We start from the raw sequence: 15149 nt of genomic DNA on the forward strand, positions 1-15149 counted from the left end.
TGACACCCGTTGACCCACCAGGGGGACCGTCAGTCACTCGTGAGGACGAGCCCGCTCGTCGGCACTCCCGTCCCCGCCGTGACCAGCACCCGGGACACGTCCCGCACCTGGTTGGCGGCGTCCCCGCGCAGCTGCCGGACACCCTCCGCGATGCCGTTCATGCCGTGGATGTAGGCCTCGCCGAGCTGGCCGCCGTGCGGGTTCAGCGGCAGTTTGCCGTCCAGCTCCAGCACGCCGTCGGCGATGAAGTCCTTCGCCTCGCCGCGACCGCAGAAGCCCAGTTCCTCCAGCTGCATCAGGACGTACGGCGTGAAGTGGTCGTACAGCACGGCGACGTCCACATCGGACGGTCCCAGCCCGGACTGCGCCCACAGCTGCCGGCCCACCACGCCCATCTCCGGCAGCGCGGCCAGGTCGTCGCGGTAGTAGCTGGTCATCACGTACTGGTCCGGCCCGCTCCCCTGCGCCGCCGCGGCGATCACCGCGGGCGCGTGGGCCAGGTCCCGGGCGCGTTCGACGCTGGTGACGACCAGCGCGACCCCGCCGTCGCTCTCCTGGCAGCAGTCGAGCAGGTGCAGCGGCTCGGCGACCCAGCGCGACCCCTGGTGCTCCTCGAGGGTGATCGGCCGGCCGTGGAACCACGCGCTCGGGTTGGTCGCCGCGTGCTTGCGGTCGAGCACCGCGATGCGGCCGAAGTCTTCGCTCGTGGCGCCGTAGTCGTGCAGGTAGCGCTGCGCGACCATGGCGACGGTGGCCGCCGGGGTCGCGATGCCCATCGGGTAGTGGAAGGCGTTGTCGACGCCCGAGGAGTTGACCTGGCCGGCCGCGGCCGAGGACACCTGGCCGAAGCGCATGCCCGAGCGTTCGTTGAACGCGCGGTAGGCGACCACGACGTCGGCGACGCCGGTCGCCACGGCCATCGCGGCCTGCTGCACGGTCGCCGCCGCCGCACCGCCGCCGTAGTGGATGCGGCTGAAGAACTTCAGCTCGGGGATGCCCAGCTCGCGCGCGAGCGCGATCTCCGCGTTGCCGTCCATGGTGAACGAGACCAATCCGTCCACATCGGACGGCTTGAGCCCGGCGTCGGCCAGTGCGTGCGACACGCATTCCGCGGCCAGCCGCAGCTCGGTGCGTCCCGAGTCCTTTGAGAACTCGGTCGCGCCGATGCCGGCGATGGCCGCCTTGCCCGAGAGCGTCACGGCAGGGTCACCTCCACCGTCCCGGCGACGTGCTCGCCGAGACTGTCCACACCGGACACCGCGACCACGGCGTCCCGGCCGTCACACGAGACGACGCGGCCGGTGAACGTCAGCGTGTCGTAGGCGTAACACGGCACGCCGAGCCGGATCTTGATCGACCGGATCAGCGCTTCCGGCCCGGCCCACTCCGACACGAACCGCTGCACCAGGCCGGTGTCGGTGAGGATGTTGAGGAAGATGTCCTTGGAGCCGCGGTTGACCGCGGAATCCCGGTCGTGGTGGACGTCCTGGAAGTCGCGGGTGGCCAGCGCGGTGCTGACCACGAACGTCGGGGTCGCCTCGATCGTCAGGGGCGGCAGCTCGGTTCCTTCGGCGACGGTCATCGGGCCACCTTCCAGGCGGGCAGGGTCAGGTCGTCGTCCACCGCGACGAAGGCCGCCTCGACCGGGAGTCCGATGTGGACTTCTTCCGGGGCCGCGTCGAGCAGCTCGGCCAGCACGCGAACGCCCTCCTCCAGCTCCACGAGGGCCACGACGAACGGGAGGGTCTTCCCGGGTACCGGCGGGTGGTGGTGCACGACGTAGCTGAACACCGTGCCGCGGCCGCTCGCCACGACGTAGTCCGGCTTGGCGTCGAGGTCGCCGTCCGGCGGCATCGGACCCGGTGGGTGGCGCAACGTCTCACCCCAGCGCTGGATCCGCAGCTCGCCCGCTTTCAGGCCGTCCCAGAAGAACTCGGTGTCCTTGCTGATCACCGGCCGCAGCACCGGCGCCGGCGGCGGTTTCGGCGCGGGCGGGCGGAACTTGAGCACGCGGAACATCATCTCCGCGACCGGCTCGTCCTCGACGTACCAGGTCACGCGCGTGGTGACGAACCAGCCTTCGCCCAGCGCGGTCTTCTTGGGCCCGACCACGCTTTCCAGCGCGGTGCGCGCCTCGACCTGCTCGCCGTGACGCAGGTAGCGGTGGTAGGTCTGCTCGGAGTTGGTCGCGACGACCGAGGTGAACCCGGCCTCGTCGAGCAGCTCCATCATCAGGCCGAGCGGGTCGTCGCTGCCGCGCGGGACGTTCAGGCCGCCCATCGTCCACACCTGCGCCATCGCGGGCGGCGCGACCAGTCCCTTGTGGACGCTCGTCGCGGCGAACTCCGGGTCGACGTACACCGGGTTGGTGTCGCCGATGGCCTCGGTCCAGTTGTTGACCATCGCCTGGTTGACCGGGTCGCGCGCGAGCCGCGGCGCGCACTCCCCCCGCGCGGCGATCTCTTGTGCAGCTGCGGTGATCTTGTCGGTCATCGTGGCACCCTCGGCAGTCCCAGGCCGATCGACGCGATCAGCTCCCGTTGGATCTCGCTCACCCCGCCGCCGAACGTCAGCACGATGTTGCGTTTCGCCTGCAGGTCCAGCCATTCCGCCAGTTCGGCGGTGTCCGGATCGGCCAGGTCGCCGTGCCGTCCGACGAGTTCCTCCATCGACCGGCCGATCCGCTGGATGACCTCGGAGCTGAACACCTTCGTCGCGGACGCGTCGGCGACGACGACCGGCGCGCTCGCCGCCGACGCGGCGACCTGCCAGTTCAGCAGCTCGTTGATCCGCGCCACGGCGAGGGTCTCGGCCAGCACGGCCCGCACGTCGGGCAGGTCCAGCAGCGCGTGGGCCGCGGCCCAGGCGTGGAGCCGGTCGTACAGGCCGCCGATCCGCCCGGCCGGGCCGAGCATGACCCGCTCGTGGTTGAGCTGGGTCGTGATCAGCCGCCAGCCCTCGTTCTCCGTGCCCACCAGCCGGTTCACCGGCACGCGAACGTCCGAATAGTACGTCGCGTTGACGTGGTGGGCGCCGTCGCAGGTGATGATCGGCGTCCACGAGTAGCCGGGGTCGCTCGTGTCCATGATGAGGATCGAGATGCCCTTGTGCCGCGGCGCGTCCGGCGCGGTCCGCACGGCGAGCCAGATGTAGTCGGCGTCGTGACCGCCCGTGGTGAAGATCTTCTGGCCGTTGACGACGTACTCGTCGCCGTCGCGCACGGCCGTCGTCCGCAGCGCCGCCAGGTCGGTGCCGGCCTCGGGCTCGGTGTAGCCGATGGCGAAGTGGATCTCCCCGGCCAGGATCTTGGGCAGGAAGAAGGACTTCTGCTCGTCGGTGCCGTACCGCTGCAGGGTCGGCCCGACCGTCTGCAGCGTCACCGACGGCAGCTGGACGTCGGCTCGGGAGGCCTCGTCGACGAACAGGTGCTGCTCGATCCCGCCGAAGCCCTGACCGCCGTACTCCACCGGCCAGCCGACGCCGAGCCGCCCGTCGCGGCCCATCCGGCGGACGATCTCGCGGAACACCGGCCCGTGACGTTCGCGCCGCATCGCCTGGCGTTCCTCCGGGCTGATCAGCCCGGCGAAGTACGCGCGCAGCTCGGTGCGCAGTTCCTGTTGCGCCGCGGTCAGTTCGACGTGCATCCCACTCACCCCGCCACTCGTTCGCCGAGCCTGCCGAGCCGGTGCGCGGTGCCGCCGAGCGCCCGGCCGAGATCTTTGACCATCGACGAATACCGGTGCAGTGGATAGGTTTCGTCGACGCCGACGCCGCCGTGCAGGTGGTGGCAGGTCGCCAGCGCGACCGGTGCCCGCTCGGCGAGCCAGTAGGCGGCGACGTCCAGTTCGGCATCCGCGTCGAGGCCCGAAGCCAGCCGCCACACCGCGGACGTCACGGCCAGGTGCACGGTCCGCGCGGCGACGTAGACGTCCGCGATCTGGCCGGCCACCGCCTGGAACGTCGCGAGCGGACGGCCGAACTGGGTCCGCTCGCCGACGTGCTTCACGGTCAGCGCGAGCGCTCCGGCCAGCAGCCCGTCACCCAGGGCCAAGGCTCCGGCCAGCGCGAACCGGTGCAGCGTCGCGACCGCTCCCTGGTCGGCGAGCAGGTCGGACTCCTCGACGGCGACGTCGTCGAAGCGCACCGTGCACTCGGGCGTCCCGGCGGAGGTGCGGGTCGGAACCAGGGTGACGCCGTCGGCGCGCGGGTCGACCAGGAAGACGGCGGTGCCACTCGGGGTCGTCACGGGCGTCAGGATCCGGGCGGCCTCCCCGGCGTACGGGACGGCGGTCTTCACGCCGCTGAGCAGCCAGTGGCCGTCACCCGCCCGGGTGGTCGTCGCCGGCTGAGCGGCGAAGGGCGCGGACGGCTCGTGCAGCGCCGCGGTGAGCAGCGACTCCCCCGCCGCGACCTGCGGCAGCAGCTTCGCGCGCTGCCCGGGCGTGCCGAGCGTCTCCACCGGCAGCACTCCCAAGGCGAGTGCGGCGTAGGCGGGCACGGGCGCGGCGACGCGGCCGACCTCGGTCAGCACCTGGGCGACCTCCGCGACGCCCAAGCCGTCGCCTTCCAGGTCGGGCGGCAGGGCGAGCGCCAGCAGGCCCGCGTCGGCGAGGGCACGCCAGGGGTCGTCGGTGCTCAGCACCTTCGCGGTGAGTGCGCCGATCTCCGTCTGCGTATCGTCAAGGGTGAAGTCCACGCCTGTCCTCCGGATCGGCGCAATACTGAAACCTGTTCTAGTCTTAGCCGTAAACGTCCTGGACGGCAACCCCTTGGAGGAGCGGAATGCCGGTGATCGAACCGGGCAGCGCGGGCTGGCGCGCGACCCGGCGGCTGGTCACCGTGCCGCCGACCGCCGGCGTGCCCGACCCGGTCCCCCTCGACCTGCCCGGCCGCGGCAAGACGGTCGTCACCGACGTCGGCCCGCGGCACGCGCCCGCGCTGGTACTGCTGCACTCGGTGGCCTGCACCGGCTTGCTGACCTGGTACCCGGCCCTCGAGCGGCTGGCGCGGCACTACCGGGTCGTCGTGTTCGACCAGCGGTGGCACGGGCAGGGCATCCGGTCACCGGAGTTCCGGCTCGCCGACTGCGCCGCCGACGTCACCGCCGTCGCCGACGCGCTGGGCATCGAGCGGTTCGCCGTCGGCGGCTACTCGATGGGCGGGATGGTCGGCCAGCTCGTCGCGCACTCCGAACCAGAACGTGTTACCGGATTGGTGCTCTGCTCGACGGCCAGCAACTTCCGCCGCGGCCTGCGCCAGCGGGTCGCCCTCGACGTCTTCGGGCGGACGTTGACGCAGCTGCGCGAGCGCGTCCGGCTCGGGACGATCCCCGGCGAGCCGCGACGCGAACGGCTGGCGCGGCTCGAGGACCACCGGTGGGCGCTGCGGGAGTTCCGCTCGACCACGCCGTGGGAGATCGCGGTCGCCGTCGACGAGATCGGCCGGTTCGACTCGACACCGTGGCTGCACACGCTGCGGCTGCCGACCGCGGTCGTCGTGACCACCCGGGACCGCTTCATCGCCCCGGACCACCAGCGCGCCCTGGCCCGCCGGATCCCGGACGCGGCGACCTACGAGATCCCGGCCGGGCACGCCGCCTGCGTCCTGGCCGCCGCCAAGTTCGTGCCCGCGCTACTGGCCGCGGTCACGTCGGTGCACGCTCGCTAAGGAGTTCACATGGGACGCTTCAGCCTGCCCGAACAAGCCCCGGACGGCCTGGACTCGCCGGTCACGGCGGCGGCGATGAAGTACGGGGCGAGGGCCCAGGTCGCGGTCTTCCGGCTGACCGGCGGGCGCGTCGGCAGCAAGTGGCGGGTCGGCGCCGGGTTCCGCCAACCGGTGCCGACGCTGCTGCTGGAGCACCGCGGCCGCAAGTCGGGGCGGCTGTTCACCACCCCGCTGCTGTACCTGCGCTCCGGTGAGGACGTCGTCATCGTCGCGTCCCAGGGTGGCCTGCCGAAGCACCCGCAGTGGTACTTCAACCTGGTCGCGCACCCCGAGACCCGCGTTCACCTCAAGGGCCGCCGCGACGTCTCCGTCACCGCGCGGGTCGCCGGGCCGGAGGAACGCGCCGAACTCTGGCCGCGGCTGGTCGAGCTGTACGCCGACTTCGCCAAGTACCAGGCGTGGACCGAACGGGAGATCCCGGTCGTGGTGCTCAGCCCGGCGCGGCCTTGAGCAGTTCGGCGAGGGCGTCCGGGAGGGCGTCGGCGAGCGGCCAGAGGTCCTTGACCAGCTCTCGCGCGCCGAGCAGGCCGACGTGCACCTTGCCCGCGTTGGACAGCACGGTGACGTTCAGCCCGGCGCCGTGGAAGACCGGCCCGAGCGGGTAGAGGCCGGTGATCCGCGCGCCGAGCAGGTAGAGCGGCATCGGCGGGCCGGGCACGTTGGAGACGACCAGGTTGTGCACCACCGGGTGCTTCTCGGCCAGCCGCAGCGCCGAGTAGGCGCGCACCGCCATGCCGAACGCCGTCGCCGCGGAGAACTGGGCCCAGTCCTGCAGCATGTCGGCGTCGATGTCGTAGTGGTGGTCCTTCGACAGCCGGTTGGCCTCGGCGAGGAAGAACACCCGCGCGGCCGGGTCGGCCAGGTGCGTCGGCAGGGAGGCGAAGAACGCGGAGACCTTGTTGCTGCCGTGGTCGCGTTCGGTCCGGTCGTGCACGGACACCGGGACGGTCGCGACCAGCGGGTCTTCGGGCAGCTCACCCCGCTCCGACAGGAACTCCCGCAGCGCGCCGGCGACCAGCGCGAGCACGACGTCGTTGACCGTGACCCCGAAGGCGTTCTTCACGTGCTTGACGTCGTCGAGGTCGACCTGGGCGTACGCGACGCTGCGGTGGCCGGTGATCGTGCCGTTGAGCGAGGTCCTCGGCGCGGTGAACGGGATCGGCATTCCCTTGCCCTGCAACGCCTTCCCGAGCCAGCGCGGAACGAGCTCCAGCAGGTCCGGCAGCAGCCGGGCGATTTCCAGCGGCCCCTTCACGACGTTCAACACGCTGGAGCGCAGGATGTCGAACCCGGCCGGGACGCTCGAGTTGGCCCGCTCGGTGACCTCCGGCGCGGGCGCGTCGGGCTCCACCCCGGCCAGGTAGGTGATCAGGCTGGCGCCGCTCACGCCGTCGACGCTCGCGTGGTGCATCTTCAGCAGCACCGCGATCTCGCCGTTGGCCAGGCCTTCGATGACGTACAGCTGCCACAGCGGGTACGCGCGGTCGAGCTGCTGCCCGGCGATGTGGGCGCACAGCTCGGCCAGCTCGACGCGGTCGCCGGGGGCGGGCACGCCGATGCGGTGCACGTGGTGGTCGAGGTCGAAGTCCTCGTCCTCGACCCACACGGGGTGACTGAGGTTCCAGAGTGGATTGTGCAGTTTGCGGCGGAATGCCGGGATCACCCGGACCCGTTCTTCCAGGCGCTGCTTGAGTTTCGCGAAGGTGTAGCCGCCGGGGACGGTCGAGCCGTCGAGGGTCATCAGGCCGCAGACGTGCAGGACCTGCGACGACGTCTCGAGGTAGAGGAAGCTCGCGTCGAGGCCGCTCAGTCTCTGCATGCCTGCCAGCCTAAGCCACTTCCCGTGAGCGGCGCGTCACCCTACTCGTCGGTACCATGGCGGGGGTGCAGCCGAACTTCCTGATCCGCCGTACGGTCCAGCTCGGCCTCGCCGCGAACGCCCTCCGCCCGCTGCGGGCGCGCTCCACGTCGGTCCCGGTGTTCTTCGCCGGATGGCTGACGAGCGAGCTCGCGCCCCAGTTCCTGGCGTTGACGGCCGCGGACACGGCCGTCCACCTGGCGCGCCACGGCGCGCGTGACCGGTCGACTCAGGTGGGTCTTGGATTGGCCGCGGCCACGGCGGTGAGCCTCGGCGCGTCGATCCGCACAGGCCACGGCGCCCGCGAGGAGATCGAGCGCGCGCTTCGCGAGGCCCTCGGCGACGGCTACGCGGACGAGCTGGGCCGCTCCGACCTGGGCCTGCCGTGGAGCGAGCTGGCCCTGCCGTTCCGCATGGGCGCGCCGGACGTCCAGGTCGACCGCAACATCGCCTACGCCCCGGGCGGCAAGCGTTTCCTACTGGACGTCTACCGCCCGTCCGAGCCGGTGACCGGTGCGCCCGTGCTGCTGCAGGTCCACGGCGGCGCGTGGGTGATCGGCAACAAGGAGGAGCAGGGCCGGCCGCTGATGCGCTACCTGGCCCGCCGCGGCTGGGTGTGCGTCGCGATCAACTACCCCCTTTCGCCGACGCACCGCTGGCCGGCGCACATCGTCGCGGCGAAGCAGTCACTGGCGTGGATCCGCTCGGAGATCGCCGCGTACGGCGGCGACCCTCGGTTCGTCGCGGTGACCGGCGGGTCGGCGGGCGGGCACCTGTCGGCGCTGCTGGCGCTGACCCAGAACGACCCGGCGCTGCAGCCGGGTTTCGAGGACGCGGACACGAGCGTCCAGGCGGCCGCGCCGCACTACGGCGTGTACGACTTCGCGGCGACGTCCGGTTCCCCGGCCAGCAAGTACCGCCTGGAGAGCCTGCTGGCCCGGCGGGTGTTCGCGGCCGACCGCGATCCGGCGCACCACCTGGACGACTACATCGCGGCATCGCCATTGGACCGGATCACGTCGGAGGCACCGCCGTTCTTCGTGATCCACGGCCGCGACGATTCGCTGGTACCGGTCCGGGAGGCGCGGGAGTTCGTCCGGCGGCTGCGGGAGAAGTCGAAGAACCCGGTGGCGTACGCGGAACTGGCGGGGGCGCAGCACGCGTTCGACGTGTTCACCTCGGTCCGGAGCGCGCACGTCGTGCGCGGGGTGGCGCGGTTCCTGGACCACACGTATCTGCAGTGGAAGGCCGCTCAGTAGGCCAGGTCCACCGGGCTTGCCGAAGGCGGGCCGTCCAGGCGCCACTCGGTGCCTGAGCGTACGAAGCGGTACCAGCGGGCGTCACGGCCGTAGCGGAGCTGGACGCCGCCTTGGGTGAGCCGGTTGCGCCAGGTTCGGGGTGCTCCCGGCAGGCCCGCGTCGGCCAGGACGGCCTGGGCTTCGGACAGCGGGCCGGGGCCCGGCTGCCAGGTCTCGCGCAGGGCCGTCAGGCCGCCGCGGCCTGCTTCGCGCCAGGCCTCCGCCCACCGCGCGAGGTCGCGGGGCGGCACGGCCGCCGCCTCGGCCAGCGCCGTGACCTCGGCGGGGGTGCGGCCGGCCGCGCGGCGGGCCAGGTCCTCTTCGAACGTCAGGTCAGCTGCTGTCGCGCCACCGACCAGGAGGTCGCGGGCCAGGGAGGCCGCGTCCGCGGCCAGCGCGGACAGGCCCGCCGCCGTCCAGCCGGTGCCGGCCGGTGGGTCCAGGTCCAGCACCGCCGGGGGTCCCGCGGTGCGGGGTGGGGGCGGCAGCGCCGGGATGGCACCCGGCCGCCGGGCGTAGGCGGCTTTCGGCGAGAGCCCCTGGTCCGTGAGCTTCGGCAGTTTCGGCCGCTCTCCCCGCGCCGGCGCACGGCGGGCGCGCAGCTCGGCCAGCACGTCCGCCCGGGGACGCCCGCGCAGCAGGAACAGCACGAACGGGTCGCGGTCCACCTCGTCGGCGACCAGGTAGTACACCGCGGCCACGTGCTTGCACGGGTTCGCCGAGTCCGGGCACGAGCACCGCGGCCGCAGGTCACCCGGCCCCGGCAGCAGGTCGGCGCCCGCCTCGCGGGCCTGCTCGGCGAGCGCGCCCGGCAGCTCACCGTCGAGCAGGGCCGCCGCGTGCCCGAGCTGCGTGCCGACGACACCCAGCAGCGTGTCCCACTCGCCGTCGGTGAAGGTGCGCATGGTGATCGTCACCCGGTACGGCTGGGGCCGGCTGCCCCGCACCCGGGCGCTCACCGCCCCGGCACCGACCGCCAGCTCGCTGACCGTGCCCTGGCGCGCGTACGTCCGCCCGCGCGGCAGCCGGTTGGGGTCGAGCTTCGCGCGCTGCTCCAGGGCGTCGACCCACGCGCGGCCCCACCACGTGGTGCCGAAGTTGCGCCTCGGCGCCATCACCCGCTCCCGAGCCGCACCAGGTCGGCCAGTTCGTCGTCGGACAGCTCGGTGATCCAGTCTTCCCCGGCGCCGACGATCGACTCGGCCAGCCCGCGCTTCTTCTCGAGCACGACGGCGATCCGTTCCTCCAGCGTGCCTTCGGCGATCAGCCGGTGCACCTGGACCGGCCGGTCCTGGCCGATCCGGTAGGCGCGGTCGGTGGCCTGGTCCTCCACCGCCGGGTTCCACCAGCGGTCGTAGTGGATCACGTGCGTGGCCTTCGTCAGGTTGAGCCCGACACCACCGGCCTTCAGCGAGAGCAGGAACACCGGGATCTCCCCCGCCTGGAACCGGTCGACCATGTCCTGGCGCTGCCCGGGCGAGCTCTCGCCGGAGAGCAGCTCGGCCGGCAGCCCGCGGTCCTCCAGCCGCCGCCGGAGCAGCTTGCACAGCTGGACGTACTGGCTGAACACGAGCACGCTCTCACCCTCGTCGAGGATGACGTCCAGCAGTTCTTCGAACGCGGCGAGCTTGCCCGATCGGCCGACGAGCGCGCCGTGTGGTTCCTTGAGGAACTGCGCCGGGTGGTTGCAGATCTGCTTGAGCTCGGTGAGCAGCTGCAGCACCTGCCCGCGCCGCTGGATGCCCTGCGTTTCCTTGATCTCGGCCAGGTTCTCCCGCACCACGGCCTCGTACAGCGTGGTCTGCTCGGCGGTCAGCGGGACGAACCGGTCGGTCTCGGTCTTGGGCGGCAGCTCCGGGGCGATGTCCGGATCGCTCTTGCGGCGCCGCAGCAGGAACGGCCGCACGGTCGTGGCGAGCCGCTCGGTCACCGCCTTGTCCCGGTCACGCTCGATGGGCCGCGCCACGGTGCGGCGGAAGCGGTCGAGCGGGCCGAGCAGCCCGGGCGTCGTCCAGTCCACAATGGACCACAGCTCGGTGAGCCGGTTCTCCACCGGGGTGCCGGTGAGCGCCACCCGCGCCCGCGCGGGAACCTTGCGGAGCTCCTTGGCCGTGGCCGACAGCGGGTTCTTCACGTGCTGCGCCTCGTCCGCGGCGACCAGGCCCCAGTCCACTTCGGACAGTGTCTCACGGTCCCGGCGCAGGACACCGTAGGTGGCCAGGACGACCTCGTCGGGGGCCAGGTCGTCGAGGTGCCGGCTGCCGCCGTGGAACCGCCGGACGGGGATGTGGGGCGCGAAGCGGGCGAACTCACGCTCCCAGTTGCCGAGCAGGGACGTCGGGCAGAGGACGAGGGTCGGCCCGCCGTGGTCCACCAGGCAGTGGCGGTGCAGGTGCAGGGCGATCAGCTGGATCGTCTTGCCCAGGCCCATGTCGTCGGCCAGGCACGCGCCCAGGCCGAGGCCGGTCATCGTCGCCAGCCACGCGAGGCCCGCCTGCTGGTACGGGCGCAGGGTCGCCTGCAGGCCCGGTGGCGGGCCCAGCCGCTCGCCCGGGCGCTCGCGGAGACGCTCGGCCAGCCCGCCCAGCACCGACGGGGCCGCGAACTCGACCCGTTCGCCGTCCAGCTCCAGCTCGCCGGTGAGCGCCGCCGCCAGCGCCTCGCCCGCTTCGAGCTTGCGGCTGCGGCCGCGGACCTTGGCCAGCAGCTGCGGGTCGACGCGGACCCACTGGCCCCGCAGCCGGACCAGCGGCCGTTTCGCCTCCGCCAGCGCCGTGACCTCGGCTTCGGTCAGCTGCTCGCCGCCCAGGCTGAGCTGCCAGCGGAACTCCAGCATGGTCCGCAGCGCGAAGTCCGGGCCCGTGACACTCGCCGGCGCCTGCGTCGCGCTCGCCTTGGCCTTGACCTCGCCCGCGAACAGGCCCTTCGACCAGAGCACCTCGATCCCGGCGCCGCCCAGGTCACGGCTGCCGTCGGTGAGCAGGTCGACGACGTCGTCGTCCGACAGCGGCAGCTCGGCGGGCGCGGACTCGGCCAGCACCCGGCCCAGCGGCGGCCACGCCCGTGCACCGCGACGCAGACCCAGCAGCAGCTGCGTCTCCACCTGGTCGCCGAGCCGGTTCAGCACCGCGTCCGGCGCGTCCCACAGGGTCGCCGCCTCGACGACCAGGCTCGCCTCGGCCGTGCTGCGCACCGCCAGCACCCCGGCGAACGCGTCTTCGCCGCGCGCCTCGACCCGCAGGATGAGCTGCGCGCCCCGCGGCTCACGCTCCTCCAGCTCGGCCAGCCAGGCCGCGCCGTCCGGGCCGAGCAGCGCCGGTTCCCGCGCCGCGAACGCCGGATCGCCCGCCCCGACCGGCGCCGCCGGGCTGCGCACCAGCAGGTCGGCCGTCGCGTCCCAGAGCGCGCGCACCAGCGAATCCGGCGAGTGCAGCCGGATGCGTTTCAGCCCGGTCAACGGCAGCGCGTACGCCTCCGGCGGCAACGCGCCGGCCAGCCCGCGCAGTAGCTCTTCGTCCGCGGCGTCCAGGGGCCCGATCCGCCACGAGCCGACCCCGCCGGCGGTCACGCCCGGACGCAGCCGCCCCCGGGCGACGAGGTTCACCCCGGCGTTGACGGCCGCCGACCAGGCCGCGAGGGCCGGGCTGGCCTCCTCCCCCACGGTCAGCAGCCGCGGCAGCGCGCGTTCGAGCGGGACGAGCTCGGCGTCGACCTTCGTCCGCGCGAACTTCGCACCCCGGGGCAGCACGAGCTCGATCGTGGTGCCGCCGGAGACGCCCTCGCCCCACAACGCCAGCACGCCTTCCCTCGGCGGGTCCGAGGGAAGGTAGGTGGCCTGGGTCTGTGCGCTGAACTCCACGCCCGCAACGCTAGAACACCGCCCCGACAGTTTCGGGCCCGGCGGTACGAACGGGCCGTTCGCACCGTCTCGTCACGCAACTCACCCCACGAAGTCCCGTACCCGGACGGTCGGCTCACGTACCTGGAGAGTCGGTTCACGTGATGGGGCGGGCTTCACCTGTGATGGGAGGGACGACAGGCGAGATCAGAGCCCGCACTCGCGTGACTGGGCCGGATCTCGTGTGATGGGGGACGGGACTCAGCGCGGGAGGCCCAGCAGGCGTTCTGCGGTGAGGTTGCGCAGGACCTGGGTCGTGCCGCCGGCTATCGAGAGGCAGCGCGTCAGCAGGAACTCGTGGTGTGCGGGGTGGCCGGCCGCCAGGGCGGCGGGGCCGGCCAGGGTCAGGGCGAACTCCGCGACGTCTTGGCGGTGCTGGACCCCGAGCAGCTTCCGGACGCTCGACTCCGCGCCCGGGTCCTGGCCGCCGAGGCGGCGCAGGGCCGCCCGCAGGTCCAGCACCGAGCCCGCGACGCCCTGGGCGACCAGCTCGCCGAGCCGGTCGCGGGCCACGTCGTCCAGCGCCGAGGCGTCCACTGTGGACACCAGCTGCTGCACGCTCTCGCCGACGGCGGACCCGCCGCCGAGGGCGACCCGCTCGTTCGCCAGGGTGGTGCGCGCCAGCCGCCAGCCGCCGTTCGGCTCGCCGACGACGTCGGCGTCGGGCACGAAGACGTCGTCGAGGAAGACCTCGTTGAACACGGCCTCGCCGGTGATCTCGCGCAGCGGCCGCGTCGTGATGCCCTCGGCGCGCATGTCGACCAGGAAGTACGTGATGCCCTTGTGCTTCGGCGCGGCCGGGTCGGTGCGGGCCAGGCAGATCCCCCAGTCGGCCTCGCGGGCGAGCGACGTCCACACCTTCTGCCCGCTCAGCCGCCAGCCGCCGTCGACGCGGCGGGCCGCCGTCCGCAGCGCGGCCAGGTCGGACCCGGCGCCGGGCTCGCTGAACAGCTGGCACCACGTCAGCTCACCCCGCAGGGTGGGCCGGGCGAACCGCTCCCGCTGCTCGTCGCTGCCGTGCTCGAGGATGGTCGGCACCGCCCACGCGCCGATGACCAGGTCCGGACGATGGATGCCGGCGTCGGCCAGCGCCCCGTCGATCCGCAGCTGGGCCGCGGCGTCGGCACCGCGGCCGAAGGGCACCGGCCAGTGCGGCGTCAGCAACCCCGCGTCGGCCAGCGCGACCCGCCGCTCGGCCTCGGGCAGCGCGGCGATCCGCGCGACCTCCTCACTCAGCGAGACGTCGTCCCCGACGTCGACGCCGAGCGTGCGTTCGGTCCCGGCGAGGGTGAGGGCGGCCGCGCGGCGCCGCCACGGCCCGGTACCGCCGAGCCACTGCCGCAGCGCGACGGCCCGGCGCAGGTAGAGGTGGGCGTCGTGTTCCCAGGTGAACCCGATCCCGCCCAGCACCTGGACGCAGTCCTTGGCGTTGGCGACGGCGGCGTCGAGGGCGACGACGGCCGCGCTCGCCACCGAGAGCGGGTGCTGCCCGTTCGCGGCGTCCCAGGCCAGCGCTTCGGCCGCTTCGGCGCGGCAGAGCATCTCGGCGCACAGGTGCTTGATCGCCTGGAATCCCCCGATCGGCTGACCGAACTGCTCGCGGACCTTGGCGTACTCGACGGCGATGGTCAATGTCCGCCGCGCCACCCCGGCGGCCTCGGCCGCGGCCAGGGTCGCCGCGAGCTCGGCCACCGGCGGCAGGGTCAGGAGCTCACCGGAAAGCTCGGAGATCCGGACCCGTGCCAGCGGCCGCGAGAAGTCGACCGGCGCCACCGGTTCGATCGTGACGCCGGGGGTGCCCGGCGCGAGCAGCACGTGCCCCTCGCCGGAGGGCACCAGCAGCCAGGAGTCCGGGTGCGCGCCGGGCACGGGGACGCCGTCGGCGGGCTCGTCCAGCAGCACCGCGATCGTCGCCGTCCCCTCGGCGAGCGCCGGGAGCAGCTCCTTGGCTTCGGCCACCGAAGCGAGCAGGAGCCCACCCAGGGCGGTGCTCAGGACGGGGCCCGGCACCAGGTTCTCGGCCGCTGCGGCGAGCCCGGCGGCCAGATCGGCGATACTGCCGTCGGCCCCGCCGACGGCGACGGGCAGCGCGACGCCGAACAGGCCGAGGTCGGCGAAGCCCGCGGGAATCGCCGCCGGCGGGCCGGTTTCGGCCGCTCGCACGGCGTCGAGCGGCCGATGGGCGGCGGACCAGGCGTGGATCGCCGCGGCGAGGGCGGTCTGTTCGTCGGTGAGCGCGACCGGCATCGAGGCTCCTCGCGTGGGGTGGACGCTACTCGCGAGTGTAGAACGTGTTGCAGTTTTTCGGCCAGTGGGTCGTTGGTTGAACGTTTCGCCAGGACAGGTACTCTACGTCGTGAACTGGAAC

At 73.0% G+C, this 15149-nt stretch carries 12 protein-coding genes; 3 read left to right on the top strand and 9 right to left on the bottom strand.

Annotation, left to right across the window (positions count from 1 at the left end; all coding sequences use genetic code 11):
• Window positions 1-29 precede the first annotated feature (29 nt).
• Genes ACGFMK_RS14245 through ACGFMK_RS14265 form a run of 5 tightly spaced genes read right to left on the bottom strand, consistent with a single transcriptional unit; the run spans window position 30 to window position 4696 of the window.
• Window positions 30-1199 carry a lipid-transfer protein gene (locus ACGFMK_RS14245; RefSeq protein ID WP_392762105.1) on the bottom strand — a complete coding sequence of 390 codons (1170 nt, stop codon included), beginning with the start codon at window positions 1197-1199 and terminating at the stop codon, window positions 30-32.
• Entirely contained in the window at window positions 1196-1582 is a 387-nt protein-coding gene (locus tag ACGFMK_RS14250; protein WP_392762107.1) for a MaoC family dehydratase, read from the bottom strand. Before ACGFMK_RS14250 ends, ACGFMK_RS14245 begins: the two co-directional genes overlap by 4 nt.
• Window positions 1579-2493: a bifunctional MaoC family dehydratase N-terminal/OB-fold nucleic acid binding domain-containing protein gene (locus tag ACGFMK_RS14255; RefSeq protein WP_392762110.1), complete on the bottom strand. Its 915-nt coding sequence runs from the start codon at window positions 2491-2493 to the stop codon at window positions 1579-1581. The genes ACGFMK_RS14250 and ACGFMK_RS14255 overlap by 4 nt, the downstream gene beginning before the upstream one ends.
• Window positions 2490-3644 (bottom strand): acyl-CoA dehydrogenase family protein, encoded by a 1155-nt coding sequence (locus ACGFMK_RS14260; protein WP_392762113.1) that lies wholly within the window; start codon window positions 3642-3644, stop codon window positions 2490-2492. The genes ACGFMK_RS14255 and ACGFMK_RS14260 overlap by 4 nt, the downstream gene beginning before the upstream one ends.
• Before the next feature lie 5 nt (window positions 3645-3649).
• Window positions 3650-4696, bottom strand: a complete 1047-nt coding sequence (locus tag ACGFMK_RS14265) for an acyl-CoA dehydrogenase family protein (protein WP_392762116.1) — start codon at window positions 4694-4696, stop codon at window positions 3650-3652.
• A gap of 86 nt (window positions 4697-4782) precedes the next feature.
• Here ACGFMK_RS14265 and ACGFMK_RS14270 point away from each other — a divergent pair, with 86 nt between their 5' ends.
• Entirely contained in the window at window positions 4783-5667 is an 885-nt protein-coding gene (locus ACGFMK_RS14270) for an alpha/beta fold hydrolase (protein WP_392762118.1), read from the top strand.
• A gap of 9 nt (window positions 5668-5676) precedes the next feature.
• On the top strand, window positions 5677-6177 hold the full coding sequence (locus ACGFMK_RS14275; RefSeq protein WP_392762120.1) for a nitroreductase family deazaflavin-dependent oxidoreductase: 501 nt from the start codon (window positions 5677-5679) through the stop codon (window positions 6175-6177).
• On the opposite strand, the gene ACGFMK_RS14280 is transcribed toward ACGFMK_RS14275, so the two are convergent.
• The gene (locus ACGFMK_RS14280) at window positions 6158-7546 is read right to left on the bottom strand and encodes a wax ester/triacylglycerol synthase family O-acyltransferase (protein WP_392762123.1); all 1389 of its coding nucleotides are present in this window, start codon (window positions 7544-7546) and stop codon (window positions 6158-6160) included. The two genes, ACGFMK_RS14275 and ACGFMK_RS14280, sit on opposite strands and share 20 nt — an antisense overlap.
• Window positions 7547-7611: 65 nt before the next feature.
• On the opposite strand from ACGFMK_RS14280, the gene ACGFMK_RS14285 reads away from it, so the two are divergent.
• The gene (locus tag ACGFMK_RS14285) at window positions 7612-8844 is read left to right on the top strand and encodes an alpha/beta hydrolase (RefSeq protein WP_392762126.1); all 1233 of its coding nucleotides are present in this window, start codon (window positions 7612-7614) and stop codon (window positions 8842-8844) included.
• Here ACGFMK_RS14285 and ACGFMK_RS14290 read toward each other — a convergent pair.
• The 3 genes from ACGFMK_RS14290 to ACGFMK_RS14300 form a co-directional block, all read right to left on the bottom strand.
• A complete protein-coding gene (locus ACGFMK_RS14290; RefSeq protein WP_392762128.1) occupies window positions 8838-9998 on the bottom strand; it encodes an SWIM zinc finger family protein in 1161 nt (386 codons plus the stop codon). The genes ACGFMK_RS14285 and ACGFMK_RS14290 overlap by 7 nt on opposite strands.
• Window positions 9998-12742, bottom strand: coding sequence for a DEAD/DEAH box helicase (locus ACGFMK_RS14295; protein WP_392762130.1), 2745 nt, complete (start codon window positions 12740-12742; stop codon window positions 9998-10000). The genes ACGFMK_RS14290 and ACGFMK_RS14295 overlap by 1 nt, the downstream gene beginning before the upstream one ends.
• 240 nt (window positions 12743-12982) lie before the next feature.
• Window positions 12983-15028 carry an acyl-CoA dehydrogenase family protein gene (locus ACGFMK_RS14300; RefSeq protein WP_392762133.1) on the bottom strand — a complete coding sequence of 682 codons (2046 nt, stop codon included), beginning with the start codon at window positions 15026-15028 and terminating at the stop codon, window positions 12983-12985.
• Window positions 15029-15149 lie beyond the last annotated feature (121 nt).

The sequence above is a fragment of the Amycolatopsis sp. NPDC049252 genome (genome assembly GCF_043197175.1).
In the GTDB taxonomy this organism is placed as follows: Bacteria; Actinomycetota; Actinomycetes; order Mycobacteriales; family Pseudonocardiaceae; genus Amycolatopsis.

Excerpts from the sequence above, each read along its gene's own strand:
- ACGFMK_RS14270 (WP_392762118.1), top strand. The coding sequence starts at position 4,783 with ATGCCGGTGATCGAACCGGGCAGCGCGGGCTGGCGCGCGACCCGGCGG.
- ACGFMK_RS14275 (WP_392762120.1), top strand. The coding sequence starts at position 5,677 with ATGGGACGCTTCAGCCTGCCCGAACAAGCCCCGGACGGCCTGGACTCG.
- ACGFMK_RS14290 (WP_392762128.1), bottom strand. The coding sequence starts at position 9,998 with ATGGCGCCGAGGCGCAACTTCGGCACCACGTGGTGGGGCCGCGCGTGG.
- ACGFMK_RS14300 (WP_392762133.1), bottom strand. The coding sequence starts at position 15,028 with ATGCCGGTCGCGCTCACCGACGAACAGACCGCCCTCGCCGCGGCGATC.
- ACGFMK_RS14250 (WP_392762107.1), bottom strand. The coding sequence starts at position 1,582 with ATGACCGTCGCCGAAGGAACCGAGCTGCCGCCCCTGACGATCGAGGCG.
- ACGFMK_RS14255 (WP_392762110.1), bottom strand. The coding sequence starts at position 2,493 with ATGACCGACAAGATCACCGCAGCTGCACAAGAGATCGCCGCGCGGGGG.
- ACGFMK_RS14280 (WP_392762123.1), bottom strand. The coding sequence starts at position 7,546 with ATGCAGAGACTGAGCGGCCTCGACGCGAGCTTCCTCTACCTCGAGACG.
- ACGFMK_RS14260 (WP_392762113.1), bottom strand. The coding sequence starts at position 3,644 with ATGCACGTCGAACTGACCGCGGCGCAACAGGAACTGCGCACCGAGCTG.